General features: G+C 52.1%; 16 protein-coding genes. 4 read left to right on the top strand and 12 right to left on the bottom strand.

What is annotated here, in order from left to right:
- Positions 1 to 78: 78 nt before the first annotated feature.
- The 3 genes from dxs to LDL70_RS03590 form a co-directional block, all read right to left on the bottom strand.
- The gene (gene dxs / locus LDL70_RS03600) at positions 79 to 2,019 is read right to left on the bottom strand and encodes a 1-deoxy-D-xylulose-5-phosphate synthase (protein WP_225687175.1); all 1,941 of its coding nucleotides are present in this window, start codon (positions 2,017 to 2,019) and stop codon (positions 79 to 81) included.
- A gap of 98 nt (positions 2,020 to 2,117) precedes the next feature.
- Complete coding sequence (locus LDL70_RS03595) at positions 2,118 to 3,053, bottom strand: pirin family protein (protein ID WP_225687166.1); 936 nt, start codon at positions 3,051 to 3,053, stop codon at positions 2,118 to 2,120.
- Positions 3,054 to 3,282: 229 nt separating this feature from the next.
- A complete protein-coding gene (locus LDL70_RS03590; protein WP_225687164.1) occupies positions 3,283 to 3,930 on the bottom strand; it encodes a YidB family protein in 648 nt (215 codons plus the stop codon).
- A 260-nt stretch (positions 3,931 to 4,190) separates the two neighbouring features.
- Between LDL70_RS03590 and LDL70_RS03585 the strand changes: the two genes are divergently transcribed.
- Together LDL70_RS03585 and LDL70_RS03580 are read left to right on the top strand one after the other, a co-directional pair.
- Entirely contained in the window at positions 4,191 to 4,451 is a 261-nt protein-coding gene (locus tag LDL70_RS03585; RefSeq protein ID WP_022709973.1) for a GlsB/YeaQ/YmgE family stress response membrane protein, read from the top strand.
- An 18-nt stretch (positions 4,452 to 4,469) separates the two neighbouring features.
- Positions 4,470 to 4,967: a DedA family protein gene (locus LDL70_RS03580; protein ID WP_225687162.1), complete on the top strand. Its 498-nt coding sequence runs from the start codon at positions 4,470 to 4,472 to the stop codon at positions 4,965 to 4,967.
- Between the two features lie 84 nt (positions 4,968 to 5,051).
- Here LDL70_RS03580 and LDL70_RS03575 read toward each other — a convergent pair whose 3' ends face one another.
- From LDL70_RS03575 to aroC, 4 genes are all read right to left on the bottom strand, one after another.
- Positions 5,052 to 5,321: an exodeoxyribonuclease VII small subunit gene (locus tag LDL70_RS03575; protein WP_022709975.1), complete on the bottom strand. Its 270-nt coding sequence runs from the start codon at positions 5,319 to 5,321 to the stop codon at positions 5,052 to 5,054.
- Positions 5,322 to 5,324: 3 nt separating this feature from the next.
- On the bottom strand, positions 5,325 to 6,287 hold the full coding sequence (locus LDL70_RS03570; RefSeq protein ID WP_225687160.1) for a histone deacetylase family protein: 963 nt from the start codon (positions 6,285 to 6,287) through the stop codon (positions 5,325 to 5,327).
- Between the two features lie 142 nt (positions 6,288 to 6,429).
- Positions 6,430 to 7,536: a 3,4-dihydroxy-2-butanone-4-phosphate synthase gene (gene ribB, locus LDL70_RS03565; protein WP_075654473.1), complete on the bottom strand. Its 1,107-nt coding sequence runs from the start codon at positions 7,534 to 7,536 to the stop codon at positions 6,430 to 6,432.
- Positions 7,537 to 7,710: 174 nt separating this feature from the next.
- Complete coding sequence (gene aroC / locus LDL70_RS03560) at positions 7,711 to 8,802, bottom strand: chorismate synthase (protein WP_116087063.1); 1,092 nt, start codon at positions 8,800 to 8,802, stop codon at positions 7,711 to 7,713.
- Positions 8,803 to 9,094: 292 nt separating this feature from the next.
- Between aroC and LDL70_RS03555 the strand changes: the two genes are divergently transcribed.
- Entirely contained in the window at positions 9,095 to 9,352 is a 258-nt protein-coding gene (locus tag LDL70_RS03555; protein ID WP_022709980.1) for a DUF1344 domain-containing protein, read from the top strand.
- 75 nt (positions 9,353 to 9,427) lie between these two features.
- On the opposite strand, the gene LDL70_RS03550 is transcribed toward LDL70_RS03555, so the two are convergent.
- From LDL70_RS03550 to LDL70_RS03535, 4 genes are all read right to left on the bottom strand, one after another.
- A complete protein-coding gene (locus tag LDL70_RS03550; protein ID WP_116087062.1) occupies positions 9,428 to 10,027 on the bottom strand; it encodes a histidine phosphatase family protein in 600 nt (199 codons plus the stop codon).
- 11 nt (positions 10,028 to 10,038) lie between these two features.
- Entirely contained in the window at positions 10,039 to 10,857 is an 819-nt protein-coding gene (fabI, locus tag LDL70_RS03545) for an enoyl-ACP reductase FabI (protein ID WP_116087060.1), read from the bottom strand.
- A 209-nt stretch (positions 10,858 to 11,066) separates the two neighbouring features.
- Positions 11,067 to 11,987, bottom strand: coding sequence for a DnaJ C-terminal domain-containing protein (locus tag LDL70_RS03540; protein ID WP_225687158.1), 921 nt, complete (start codon positions 11,985 to 11,987; stop codon positions 11,067 to 11,069).
- Between the two features lie 359 nt (positions 11,988 to 12,346).
- Positions 12,347 to 12,817: an RT0821/Lpp0805 family surface protein gene (locus LDL70_RS03535; RefSeq protein ID WP_370637800.1), complete on the bottom strand. Its 471-nt coding sequence runs from the start codon at positions 12,815 to 12,817 to the stop codon at positions 12,347 to 12,349.
- Positions 12,818 to 13,247: 430 nt separating this feature from the next.
- Between LDL70_RS03535 and pdxH the strand changes: the two genes are divergently transcribed.
- A complete protein-coding gene (gene pdxH, locus LDL70_RS03530) occupies positions 13,248 to 13,859 on the top strand; it encodes a pyridoxamine 5'-phosphate oxidase (protein ID WP_022711642.1) in 612 nt (203 codons plus the stop codon).
- A 50-nt stretch (positions 13,860 to 13,909) separates the two neighbouring features.
- On the opposite strand, the gene ubiA is transcribed toward pdxH, so the two are convergent.
- Entirely contained in the window at positions 13,910 to 14,893 is a 984-nt protein-coding gene (ubiA, locus tag LDL70_RS03525) for a 4-hydroxybenzoate octaprenyltransferase (protein WP_075654798.1), read from the bottom strand.
- Positions 14,894 to 14,909 lie beyond the last annotated feature (16 nt).

The raw sequence follows: 14,909 nt of genomic DNA, 5'->3' as shown, positions 1-14,909 counted from the left end.
ATTCAGATGTGCTCTAATATTTTTTATCTTATCGCAGTTTCGAACGGAAAACCGGTTTCCACTTTTCCTGAAACTGCTTTATGCCCGCAGTCCGCCGCCTGCCTCACCGGTCAGCACATCACGGCCGAGCGCTGCAAAGGCCGCCCGTACAATGCCTGCACTATCCAAACCTGCACGGGCATACATAGCCTCAGGCTTGGCATGATCTATAAATGCGTCCGGCAAAGTCAATGTGCGGACACGCAAACCATGATCCAGCGCACCTTCATTGCTGAGATAATGCAACACATGCGCGCCAAAGCCGCCTGCCACACCTTCTTCAATCGTGAGCAGCACCTGATGTTCTTTGGCAAGACGGCGGATCAGATCATGATCCAGCGGCTTGGCAAAACGCGCATCAGCAACAGTGGTCGAAAGCCCCGCTGCATCCAGCTCATCAGCAGCCGCAAGGCATTCCTGCAACCGCGCGCCGAAGCTCAAAATCGCGATTTTGCTGCCTTCACGGACAATACGGCCTTTACCGATTTCCAGAACAGTACCACGCTCCGGCAGATCAACGCCCACACCATCACCGCGCGGATAGCGGAAGGAGATCGGTCCTTCTTCATATTCCGCAGCGGTGCGCACCATATGCACCAGTTCCGCTTCATCCGAAGCGGCCATCACCACAAAGCCCGGCAGATTGCTCAGGAAAGCAGTGTCGAAACTCCCCGCATGGGTGGCACCATCCGCGCCAACCACACCGGCACGATCAATCGCAAAGCGCACCGGCAAATGCTGGATCGCCACATCATGCACCACCTGATCATAGGCGCGCTGCAGGAAGGTGGAGTAAATCGCTGCAAAAGGCTTCAGCCCTTCAGCAGCCAAACCGGCTGCGAAAGTCACTGCATGTTGCTCAGCCATGCCGACATCGAAAGTACGCTTCGGAAAAGCCTGTCCGAAAAGATTAAGCCCCGTTCCGTCCGGCATTGCTGCCGTCACGGCCACAACCTTTTCGTCGTGTCGCGCTTCTTCAATCAGCGCATTGGCGAAAACTTTTGTATAGCTCGGTGCATTTGCAGGCGGCTTCGACTGCTTGCCGGTAATGACATCGAATTTATTGACGCCGTGATATTTATCGGCTGCGGCTTCCGCAGGGGCATAGCCTTTGCCCTTCTGGGTCACCACATGCACCAGCACGGGCCCCTCAACATTATCGCGGATATTTGTCAGAACCGGCAGAAGATGATCGAGATTATGACCATCCACAGGGCCGACATAATACATGCCCAGCTCTTCAAACATTGTGCCGCCAGCCCAGAAACCACGGGCAAATTCTTCCGTTTTACGGGCTTTATCCTGAAAGAATTTCGGCAATTTCTTGCTGATCTGCTTCGCCATCTCGCGCAGGTTGCGATAAGTCGGCCCCGAGACCAGACGTGCGAGATAGGCGCTCATCGCACCGGTCGGTGGCGCAATCGACATATCATTATCATTGAGAATAACGATCAGACGGGCATCCAGCGCACCGGCATTATTCATCGCCTCATAGGCCATGCCGGCAGACATGGAACCGTCACCGATCACTGCAATGACATTGCGCTTCTCACCTTTGAGTTCACTTGCAACCGACATACCCAGACCGGCGGAAATCGAGGTGGATGCATGGCCGGTGCCGAAATCGTCATATTCGCTTTCAGCACGTTTGGTAAAACCGGACAGGCCGCCTTCCTGACGAATGGTCGGCATACGCTCACGGCGTCCGGTCAGAATTTTATGCGGATAGGTCTGGTGCCCCACATCCCAGATCAGACGGTCATTCGGCGTATCAAACAGGTAATGCAGCGCCACAGTAAGCTCGACCACACCAAGGCTTGAGCCGAGATGACCACCGGTGCGCGACACTACATCAATCAGATCTGCGCGCAATTCATCCGCCAGTTGCGGCAATTGCGCAGGATCCAGTTTTCGCAAATCTTCCGGCAAATGCACCTGATCCAGCAATGGCGTGTGCAGTTTGTTATCAAAACCGGTCATTGGGAAAACCTTATTATTCTATGGACAGTCAGAACAGGCGGAGATTAACGGCTTTGTTTCCCATCCGCCTGTATTTTGCAATCAGCTATATCAAATATTTATTCAGGCAGCGGGATAAATTCTTCCGCATCGCCCGGTACAATATCAAAGCGGCGGCTGCGCCACTCTTCCTTTGCCTGTTCAATACGTTCTTTTGATGATGAAACGAAATTCCACCAGATATAACGGCGGCTGTCCATCGCCTCGCCACCGAAGACCATGATCTGTGCGCCCTCACCGGCAAAATTCTGCGCCACGGCTTCAATCACAATATCATCGCCCTGCCGGAAGGCCAGCAGCTGATTATCCGTGAAGACTTCTCCGGCAATGCGCACTGCACCACTCAGGATATAAATCGCCCGCTCTTCCTGCACCGCAGGCAAATGGAATTTGCCACCCGCCTCAATAAACACATCCGCATAGAGTGTCTCGCTATAGGTCGGCACATCGGATTTCAGCCCGTGCATATCGCCGATCATCAGGCGCATACGGAACTCTTTCTCCTCCAGCCACGGCAATTGCTGCACCGTATGATTGCTGAATTCCGGCGCCATATTCTCAGCGCGTTCCGGCAAGGCAACCCATGTCTGCACGCCGGAGATTGCCAGCGGCGATCCGCGCATTTCCTCCGGTGTGCGCTCGGAATGCACAATGCCGCGTCCCGCAGTCATCAGATTGACTTCACCGGGATTAATTACCTGCTCGGTACCGAGACTGTCACGGTGTCGGATATTGCCGTCCAGAAGATAAGTAACCGTTGAAAGCCCGATATGCGGATGCGGTGCCACATCCAGCGCCTGCCCGGCCCGTAATAAGGCCGGTCCCATCCGGTCAAAGAAAATGAAAGGCCCCACGAGCCGGCGCTTTGCGGTGGGCAATGCACGGCGCACCTGCAAGCCGCCCACTTCACTGGTGCGCGGAATAATCAGCGTTTCAATTGCATCAATCGACTGATGATCACCGGGAACCGGATCCTGACCGGGAAAGAAGCTCACAAATCTGTCCTTTCAGAAACAATGAAACGCCCAGAGTGAAGCATTTCCGGCTTAAGTTAAGCCATTGAAATACCTGACCCACCAGCTTTCAAACGCATTCGCACCAAAATCTGCAACAGATTTTCGGGATGCACTTTAAACAACATATCATAAAATAAGAAATGTCCGGAGTTTTACATCCGGACATTCCATCACAAATCAGTCAGACAGGATCGGATATAAATGCCTGTTATTTCTGACCAAGCATTTTCAGCAATTGCTGCATATCCGGCACCTGACCATTCGCTGTCAGCTTGTCAACAATGCCCGGCAGTGCTGCGGAAAGCTCTGCCAGCAAATCCTGTTCATTGACACCCGTCTGACGGGCAATATCCGAAATTGTGTTTTTGCCAATGGCAGTGCCAAGCTGATCCGGTTCAATCGGCGCATTGCTGCCGGAACCAACCCAGCTATCAACCTTATCTGCATGGCCGGCCTGTGTAAGCTGCTCAAGCAAGCCGCCTAAACCGCCGCCAAGTCCACCGCCGCTGCCGGTCTGTCCGGCTTGTCCTGCGGCTGTGCCACCCAGAACACCGCCAAGCAAGCCGCCAAGAACACTGCCGAGACCACCAAGGCCACCAGCCTGTGAATCTGCCTGCGTACCTGCCGGAGCATTCGCCTGCTGTCCGCCGCCGAACACGCTGCCCAGAAGATCGCCGAGACCGCCGCCGGATGCGGCCTGATCCGGCGCATTCACCTGAGGCTGTTCATTATCATCGGATTTACCGCTGAACATACGACCAACGAGCAATGCACCAAGTGCAATCAGAACCGGTTTGGTCAGACTGCCGCCCGGTACCGGTTCATTATTTGAAGAGTCACCACCAAAAAGGCCCATTCTATACTTCCTCCAAACCTGCTGAAATGCCGGATACTTAGCAGCATCGCGCAAAAATATTTACTTGGCAAGATTGTCACTTGCCAAGCATGTAATGATATGGGAGCGTTTTACCGAGTTTCCAGAGCCAGCCTCATGAATTTGCCAGCACGTGAATTTAATTGATGGTCTGCGTTCCGGTTTCTTTGATTTTCGCATTCTTGCAGCGCCGGATGTGATCTGTCTCTGTAAAATGCTTTTTGCGAAACGGAGAACATACAATGTCAGTTATCAGCTGGATTATTCTCGGTCTCATTGCCGGTTTTATCGGCAGCAAAATCGTCAACAAAAGCGGTCAGGGTATGCTGATGGATATTGTCCTCGGCATTGTCGGCGCGGTTATCGGCGGTGTTATTTTCAATTTCTTCGGTGCGGCGGGTGTTACCGGCCTGAATATTTACAGCCTGATTGTTTCGGTAATCGGCGCAGTGGTCGTGCTGTTCCTTTATCACGCAATCAGCGGCCAGAGGCAGCTGCGATAAACATAAACAGGCACGAACATGCATTGGGTTGAGCCATATATTGCCGCTTATGGCTCAATCGCTCTGTTTATCATCATTTATTTTGAAAGCTTCGGTGCGCCGGTACCGGGAGAGACACTGCTTATTGCTGCATCCCTGCTGGCGCAACAAGGCGAACTATCTTTACCGGTTATGTTATTCGCGGTGTTTCTCGGCGCGATACTGGGCGACAGCACAGGTTATCTGATCGGCCATTTTGGCGGGCGGAAAATTCTGATCCGCTTCGGCCCCTATATCAAGCTGACACCGGAACGGCTGGAGCAATTCGAAAAACTGTTTGAAAAATACGGCAGCGGCATTGTCATCACTGCACGCTTCTTTGCTATTTTACGCCAGTTAAACGGTATCATGGCTGGTGCCTTAAAAATGCACTGGCTGAAATTCGTCTCCGCCAATATTATCGGCGCGGCACTCTGGACTTTAGTCTGGGGCGCAGGCCCCTATTATTTCAGCGCCTTGTTTAAAAGACTACTTTAGAGGCTGATCTATAACCGGCTGTATCATCGGCGTACAAAAAAGCCCCGACATTGCGGGGCTTCGGTTTAACTGGCTGTCGAATAATCACTCAGGATCAAGCGGTTCGGTGCCGGTTGGCTGGCCGTCGCGGCTGAGTTTGATTTTCTCGACTTTATCTTCTGCTGACTGCAGCAGTTTTTCGCAATGATTTTTCAGCGCTTCACCGCGTTCATAAATCAGGATCGATTTTTCCAAAGGCACATCACCGCGTTCCAGATCATCGACAATTGTTTCCAGCTGCTTGAGCGCCTGTTCGAAGCTCATCACTGCAATATCATCATTGGAAGCTTGTCCGGTGGTGTTCGGCTCGGTCATAATTTATCCTTTCATTAAACGCGTAATATGCGCTGCGGCGGAAAAGGACAAGCCCTGTAAATCATATCCGCCTTCAAGAAAACTGATCAGCCGGTTATTACAAAACCGGTCGGCGCGCTCCATCACCTGCCCTGTCACCCAATCATAATCTGTTTCGGTCAAATTAAGTTGAGCTAATGGGTCAAGATAATGGCCATCAAAGCCCGCTGAAATCAAGATCAGGTCAGGACGAAAATTGTCCAATGCCGGTAAAATACGGGAAGTAAAAGCTTCACGAAACTCCCGACTGCCACTGTCAGCAAGCAAAGGCGCATTCACGATATTACCGACACCGGTCTCCTTGACCAAACCAGTACCCGGATAAATCTGCGCCTGATGCGTTGAACAGAACAGTACATTCTTATCCGCAGCGAAAATGTCCTGCGTGCCGTTACCGTGATGCACATCCCAATCGATGATCGCCACGCGCTCCGCTCCAAAATGGCTTTGCGCATAACGGGCAGCTATCGCGACCGTATTGGTGATGCAGAAACCCATCGCCGTATCGGCCGTCGCATGATGACCTGGCGGACGGGCAGCAATAAAGATATTATCCGCTTGCCCGTTAAATACATCTTCGACCGCAGCAAGGGCAGAGCCGGTTGCCGCCAACACGGCATGCCAGCTTTGCGGACTGACATAGGTGTCCTGTCCCACATTCACAATCGGTTGTGCCATGCCGGAAGCAACTTGTTCTTCATCAAGCGGATCGGGAATCTGTGCTTTAATTTGCTTCAGGTAAGAGGCCTGATGCACAAGCTCCAACGCCTGCTCATCGGCAACAGGTGCTTCCACCTGATCCAGCGCATAATAATCATAGCCTTCCAGAACGCTGAATAAAGCCCGCAACCGATCCGGACGCTCAGGATGCCCCGCCGGCGTCAGATGCTCAAGAAAGACCGGATGCGAATAAAGTCTGGTTGCCATAATATCCTGTATCTGCCTGCTCAGAGCATAATTTCTTAAATTTGAATCAGTTTAAGGTAAAATTATGCTCGCATTTTAAAGCGTTAGGGCGAGTTTTGTGCGCCCAACGGGGCGCACGGCGCTCTAATCAGGCAGAATAAAGTTACAAGATTTCAGTTTTAAGAATAGTAATACCGAAACCTTCCAACCCGACATAATGGCGCTCTTTAGAGGCCAGCAGGCGGATGGAACTGATGCCGAGATCTTTCAAAATCTGCGCACCAAGACCGATCTGGCGCCATTCTTCCTCACGCGCCTGTGCTTCTTTGTGCTCTTCCCTGTCATGATTTTCCGCACGGCGGCGCGACTTGTCATTTTTACCGACGCCGACAGATCCTTCACGCAAGTACACCAGCACCCCGCGCTTTTCCGCAGCCATTCGCTTCAGCACGGCATCAAGGCCGGAGCCGGCACCGAATGTATCCGCCAGCACATCTTCCCGATGCAGACGCACCGGCACATCTTCACCGTCACGAATATCGCCGAAAACCAGAGCCACATGCTGCATCGGCTCCCACGGCAACTGATAGGTAAATGCACAGGCGTGACCCGCCGATGTGTCCACTTCGGTCTCGCCCATGCGCACAATCAGCGTTTCCTTGCGCTGGCGATAGGCGATCAGATCAGCCACCGTAATGCGGTGCAATCCGTGTGTTTCCGCGAATTCCGTTACCTGAGGGCCGCGCATCACAGAACCATCATCATTGACCAGTTCGCAGATCACACCAACAGGCGGCAGATTGGCCAGCTTGCACAGATCAACAGCCGCTTCCGTATGACCGGAACGCATCAGCACACCGCCTTCACGCGCCACCAGCGGGAAAATATGCCCCGGACGCACGAAGTCCGCAGGGCCAGCATTCGGGTTCGCCAGATTGCGCACAGTCAGCGTTCGGTCATCTGCCGAAATACCGGTTGTCGTGCCGTGTTTATAGTCAACGGTAATGGTGAAAGCGGTGGAGTGCGGTGCATCATTTTCCGCCACCATTGCCGTCAGATTGAGGCGCTTGGCCTCTTCCTTCGGCATAGGTGTGCAGACGATGCCGGATGTATGACGCACGATGAATGCCATTTTCTCTGCCGTACAATGGACAGCAGCGACAATCAGATCGCCTTCATTTTCACGCCCGTCATCGTCCATAACAACAACGATTTCACCGCGTTCAAAAGCACGGAGTGCATCAACAACCTGTTTCTGATTATAGCTCATGCTTCACTCCGTAATCTTTCAAAGAACATCACATATAACTGCTCTGGCCGCACCGAATTGAGACGCGACCAGCTTGGAGCATAGTTTTCATACGCGACCGGTCTGCCCCATGATTATCAGACGCGGCCAGTTTGGAGCATAGTTTTCACACGCGGCCAGTCTGCCCCATGATTATCAGACGCGGCCAGTCTGGCCGCGGTGACGCAAATAATGATCCGCAATCGCGCAAGCGAGCATTGCCTCACCAATCGGCACAGCACGGATGCCAACGCACGGGTCATGACGGCCTTTGGTCATGACATCCACTTCCTTCTTATCCACATCAATAGAACGACGTGTCGTGAGAATGGATGAGGTCGGCTTCACGGCAAAACGTGCAATAATCGGTGCACCGGTTGCGATACCACCAAGAATACCACCGGCATTATTCGACAGGAAGACCGGATTGCCATCGGCATCAATGCGCATTTCATCGGCATTTTCTTCACCGGTCAGCGTCGCAGCCTCAAAGCCATTACCGATTTCAACACCTTTTACTGCAGGGATCGACATCAGATTGGACGCAATATCCTGATCCAGTTTGGCATAAAGCGGCGCGCCGATACCGGCTGGAACACCTTCAGCGACAACCTCAATCACTGCACCAATGGAGGAACCATTTTTACGGATACCATCGAGATAATTAGCGAACAGTTCTACTGAGCCTGCATCCGGTGTGAAAAACGGATTATTGTCGACCTCTGCCCAATCCCAGCGGGAGCGGTCAATCTTGTGAATACCCATGCCGACCAATGCTGCACGGATTTTCAAACCCGGAACGACTTTACGGGCAATCGCACCGGCAGCAACCCGCGCTGCGGTTTCACGCGCAGAAGAACGTCCGCCACCGCGATAATCGCGCAGGCCGTATTTTACATCATAAGCATAATCCGCATGACCGGGACGATACTGGCGGGCAATCTCACCATAATCTTTTGAACGCTGATCTACATTCTCAATCATCATGGAAATCGGCGTGCCGGTGGTGGTCATCACCCCGTCTTCACTGGTGAGAACACCGGACAATACCCGCACCTGATCCGGCTCGCGGCGCTGCGTGGTATATTTTGACTGACCCGGCTTGCGCTTATCAAGATAGGCCTGAATTTCAGCTTCGGTAAATTGAATACCCGGAGGGCAGCCATCAATAATACAACCCAGCGCCGGACCGTGGCTTTCGCCCCAGGTCGTCACGCGGAAAAGATGGCCAAAGCTGTTATGCGACATAGAAAACCCCAAGATTGAACCGGTTCTTTGCGGCTCATTTTAATTTCAGTTTGGTAATCTGTTTCTATTCGCCTTTTAAGCAGTGGTCAAACGAGAGAAAGACCGGCGCACAAAAAAGCGGCGCTAATCGATACTGTTTGCGGTATCGGCACCAAACAACCGGAAAATGTTGCGAAAATCTGCGGATATGATCTAGTCTCTCCAGCAGAGCGTTTCAGAGAAGCAGGTCGTGCTAATGCCATAATTGACCTGCAGCTTCGGAACCGGATTTTATAACGCACAAGGATTTCTCATGCGTATTTTGGCCATTCTCACGGTGTTACTCGCCCCGCTCTTTGCAGGCACTGCGCTTGCAGACGATGCTGAGGGTAAGATCACCAAGATCAATGAAGATACGGAAACCATTACGCTGGACAATGGCAAAGATTACCGTCTGCCCGGAGAATTCGATTATAGTGCGATTGAAAAGGGTATGAAGGTTATCGTGACCTATGATCTCGTCGATAATGTTCGCTATATCAGCAATATTGACGAAGCCGACGGCGGTTAAAACCGTAATTACCGGCCATCATAAAATGACAAAAGCGCCGTTTCCGGCGCTTTTTTTATTTATAGAAGCTGCAACTCAGACCCATTCAAGACGGTTGTTTTCAAGCTTCAGAAGCTTGTCCTGCGGCACGGAAAGATGCGCAGCATCCTGCCCGCTCATGCCTTCAACCAGATAAAACAAGGTGCGAATACAACCGCCATGGGTCACACACACTGTTTTGCCCTTCACGCTTTCAAGCCATTTGGCAACGCGTCCTGAAAGAATCATGTAGCTTTCGGCATGTTCACCCGGCGGAACAAAGTTCCATTTGTCACGCTCGCGCTGCTGCAAGAGACTTGCACTGCCGACACCGGCAGCCTCAAACTCTTCCATCATATGCCCCTGCCAGTCACCGAAATGCACCTCCATCAGCAAAGGATCGGTGCGGTAAGCCAGCGGGTCGAGCCCCATACGGGTGCGGATACGCTCCATCGTCTCACGGGTACGGCGCAGAGGACTTGCAACAAAGTCAAATCCTTCTGCAGTACCAATCAGCGACTTCAGCATATCGCCGTTGCGATCAGCCTGTGTGCGGCCATGGGCATTGATATCAATGTCCATCTGCCCCTGCACACGCTGGGAGACATTCCAGTCCGTCTCGCCATGACGCGAGAAGTAAATGATTTCCCGTGCCATTCCTGCTGTCCTCAGTCTTTTACAACCGAAATATCCGGTGCATCCACGGCTTTCATACCGATTGTATGATAACCGCTGTCCACGTGGTGAACTTCACCGGTCACGGAACGGGAAAGATCGGAGAGGAAATACAGGCCTGAATCGCCGACTTCTTCAATGCTGACGGTACGACGCAGCGGTGCGTTATACTCGTTCCATTTCAGAATATAGCGGAAATCGCCGATACCCGAAGCCGCAAGCGTCTTGATCGGACCGGCAGAGATCGCATTAACGCGGATATTCTGCGGACCAAGATCAACAGCGAGATATTTCACGCTGGCTTCCAGAGCGGCCTTGGCAACACCCATCACATTGTAGTTCGGCATAACTTTTTCTGCACCGTAATAGGTGAGTGTCAGCATTGAACCACCATCTGTCATCAGTTTTTCCGCGCGCTTGGCCAGCGCAGTGAAGGAATAAACCGAGATCAGCATTGTGTTGGAGAAGTTTTCTGCCGAAGTATCGAGATAACGGCCGGTCAGCTCATCTTTATCGGAGAAGCCGATAGCATGAACGAGGAAGTCGAGCTTGCCCCATTTCTCTTCGATCAGAGCGAAAACCGCATCCATGGATGCGTCGTCAGTCACGTCGCAATGGCCGCAGACCAGCGCGTCCAGTTCAGCCGCAAGCGGCTCGACGCGCTTCTTCATCGCATCGCCCTGATAAGTTAAAGCGATCTCCGCACCGGCATCCCGTGCAGCCTTGGCAATACCCCAGGCGATTGAGCGATTATTGGCCAGACCCAAGATCAGCCCGCGTTTTCCTTGCAACAAACCGGATTTGGTGGTCATTCACCATACCTCATAAAAAAATATAATCTGAATAGCTGCCTATCGCACAGCACAGCATTGGCTTCAAGCAAGGACAGTAAATTTTGTCCCCCTTCCCCTTGAAAGCAGGTATTTAAGTGCAAATATCAGCTTGTTGTTTCTAATATGTAACGGTTCCCGTCAGCAATATAAAGCAGTATTCACGGGCGCGAATCCACCCGTGAATCACTTTATCCTGCCCGTGAACGCAATAGCGATTCGAGCTCTTCATCACCATTTTCAGGCAACATAATCCGGATATGCACGAATAAATCCGCAGCATCTCCCGTTTTATTAGGCAATCCTTTGCCCTTCAGACGCAAAATCTTATCCGAGCTTGACCAGGCAGGAATACGCACAGCCACACGCCCGCTCAAAGTTTCCACTTCCGCACGGGCACCAAGCACCGCATCACTGAGCTGCACCGGCAAATCAAGATGCAAATCACGCCCGTCCTGACGGAAACGCGGGTGTTTTTTGAAATTGATTGTTACCAATGCATCGCCGTCAACAGCACCGGAAATGGTTTCTCCCTGACCTTTCAGGCGGATCGTCTGGCCGTCCTCAACATATTTCGGCAGTTTGATCGACAGTTTCTTGCCGTTCGGGAAAACCGCCTCAACCTTCTCGGCTCCTGCCGCCTGTTCCAGAGAAACAGAGATCGAGGCTTTCAAATCCGGCGCTTTTGACGGTGCGCGGCTGCGTGTACGGCTTCCGCCGCCTCCAAAGCCACCACCGAAAATGCTGCTCAGAATGTCCTCTGCGCCGTCAAAACCACCCTGCTGGAAGCCACCTTGCCCGCCAGCACCACCACGACGGAAACCGGCGAACGGATCGCCCTGAAAACCACCACCTTGGCTACCAAAACCATGACCGGCAAAACCTGCCGGCTTTCCTTCGGCATCAATCTCGCCACGGTCAAACTGACCGCGCTTGTCTTTGTCGCCGATAATTTCATAGGCCTGATTAATTTCGGCAAATTTCTCCTGTGCCTTCGGATCATCCTGATTCTGGTCCGGATGATATTTCTTGGCCAGTTTACGAAAAGCAGATTTTACTTCTTCAGGCTTCGCCGTTTTAGCGACGCCCAATACGCTATAGGGATCGCGCATAATATTCCTTCATGGCTGCGGTGATTGCTAAACAGAATCACCTGTCATCTGATAAGAGCTTAGCGCATGTCTCCCCAAAGCGGGTACCGGTTTTGGGACAAAGACATGCGTCAAATCAAAAAGATAAAGCGAGTGCAGTAGATCAAACTTCACACAACACGCTTTAGCATATACGGCACCATTTTACCGCGCGGATTAAACACCCGATCAGCTTGTAAAGACAGCGACAGTGTTTCGCGGCATGGTTCCGGCATGCTTTTATACAGCAATATGCGTATCAATACGGCTGTTTTCCAGATGTTAAACGGCAAATATAGCCGTTCATCTGCAAAACTTGGCCTTCAATTTCCGTATAATTGTTAAATCGGGGCAAAAGAGGTTAAAGCCCAGGCACCGCCCTGCGCCATACAGGCCTGTCCGCGATAAAGTGCAGCACCGTCAAAGGCTTCGCGCGAGGTTTCAAATTCGCGGCACAGTCCGGCATCCGTCTTTTTCTCGGCGACAGTCGTGATTGTCCCCTGACTGCCGGTATCCGGATTAGCCCAAGGGATCGGTGTCTTACCCCATTGCGTGAAGTTCAGAGCGGAGACCACATTCCGGATGGTATTCTGATCCGATACTTTACTGCTGTCATTGACTTCTGCTGTCACAGCAGGCTGTTTTGCGACAGAACCGGTAATACTGTTTTTATCCGGCATCGCTTTTTCAAGATCAAAACCGGACATTGCGCAGCCGGACAGGACAGAAACAGTACAGGCGACCATAAGAAAACGGCAGGATGCCCCCCGCATCAACTGCAAAAAACCGCTTTTCCGTAATTCTGAAGTCATTGTAGTGACTGGCAAATGATCGTCCTGACAGGCTGAAGAACAGAATATCCGTAAAGACATTCCGGTGTTAATTGAAAACAGGCGTTTATTATGTGCCGGTCTGCGTTAACAAGCGGTTTGTGCAGAAGGTAAACAAATCGATAGCAGCCGTCAAAGCCTTCTGAAACATGTTTTCACAGCATTCCGCATATGCGCTCGTTTATTCGCGTTTTGTGATTATTTCTTGTTGTTTTCGCGGCTATTTCCGATCCGCAGACTAAAGACGCAAGGCGGCCTCCATCCGATATCTCAGCCGGTTTTTTGTACAATAATAAACTTGCGGGTCTTCACAAGCACTGCCGGTCATGCAACTTATGCTGGTCATGATGATGGAAGCGCGGGTTAAACACCGCTGAAGCCTTCCGATTACCAAGCAAGTGAACATACCGATATGACGACATCAGCGAATGATTTTACAACTGCGACCGAGCCTTTTCGTCTGTTTGCAGAATGGTTAGAGGATGCAACAAAATCCGAGCCGAATGATCCGAATGCTGTTGCAGTGGCAACCGTAGACGAAAGCGGCATGCCGAATGTGCGCATGGTGCTGCTGAAAGATTTCGATGAGCATGGCTTTGTATTTTATACAAATTACGAGAGCCAGAAGGGTTGCGAAATCCTGTCAGCCGGCAAAGCAGCCATGTGCTTCCACTGGAAATCCCTGCGCCGTCAGATCCGTGTGCGCGGTCCTGTCGAACAGGTAACGGCAGAGGAAGCTGACGCCTATTACAAGTCGCGCCCGCGCGGCAGCCGTATCGGCGCATGGGCCTCCAAACAATCCCGCCCGCTGGAAAGCCGTTTTGCACTGGAAAAAGCGGTTGCCGAATATACTGCGCGCTATGCCATCGGTGAAATTCCGCGCCCTGAATACTGGTCGGGCTTCCGCATCAAACCAACCTATATCGAATTCTGGCATGACCGTCCGTTCCGCCTGCATGATCGTTTGATCTTCAAACGCGATGCACCGGAAGGCGATTGGACAACACAGAAATTCTATCCGTAAATAAAAAAGCCGCTCTTTTTCAGAGCGGCTTTTTTATTATCTGATCCGGATCAGATCACCGGTTTAACCACAACCCACAAAGAGCCGAGCACCAGACCGGCAAAGATCAGCCAGCCGACAATATTATTGGAACGGAACAGGCGCAGGCATTGCTCCGGATTATCAATATCCAGCACAACGATCTGGCGGTAGAGATGCACACCGGCTGCAAGCAAACCGGCCAGTGCAGGCATCGGCACTTCTGCCACGGCAAACGCACCGGCAAAGCACATCAGCGCACCACCATAAAGCAGCATCAGTGCCAATTTGGTTTTCTCGCCGAACAAACGGGCAGTCGAGCGCACGCCCACCAGCGCATCATCCTCCTTATCCTGATGGGCATAAATCGTATCATAACCGATCGTCCACAGGATCGCGCCGATATAAAGCAGCACAGGCGAAAGTGACAGAGAACCGGTTTGTGCCGACCAAGCCACCAATGCCCCCCACGAAAAAGCCATACCCAGCACCAGCTGCGGCCAGTCAGTAATACGTTTCATAAACGGATAGGCTGCAACAATCACCAGCGATGCAAAACTCAAAGCAACGGTGAACCAGTTAAATTGCAGCACCACAGCAAGACCGGCCAGACATTGCAGGCCTAAGAAAACCCAAGCTTGTTTACGACTGACCTGACCGGATGGCAGCGGGCGGGAACGGGTGCGCGCAACCTTATCGTCAATATCCTGATCCGCCAGATCATTGAGCGTGCAACCGGCACCACGCATGGCAATAGCGCCGATCAGGAACAGCACCATATGCCAAAGCGAAGGCAGCACAGTCCAGATATCGTCACCCGGTTTGGCACCGGCACTCGCTACCAAAGCTGCAGACCACAGGCATGGCCAGAGCAGCAGCTGCCAGCCAATCGGGCGATCCCAGCGGGCAAGCTGCGCATAAGGCCACAGGCTTGGCGGCAATAACCGGTAGACCCAATGGCCGGACGGCGCGTCCATAACCTTGCCCGTTTGTCCGCGTGCCTGAATCTGAACCATGTTATGCAAACCTTTC

This window comes from Pseudochrobactrum sp. XF203 (genome assembly GCF_020341615.1).
GTDB classification, from domain to species: domain Bacteria; phylum Pseudomonadota; class Alphaproteobacteria; order Rhizobiales; family Rhizobiaceae; genus Pseudochrobactrum; species Pseudochrobactrum saccharolyticum.
This window is presented reverse-complemented; position numbering and strand designations above follow the sequence as displayed.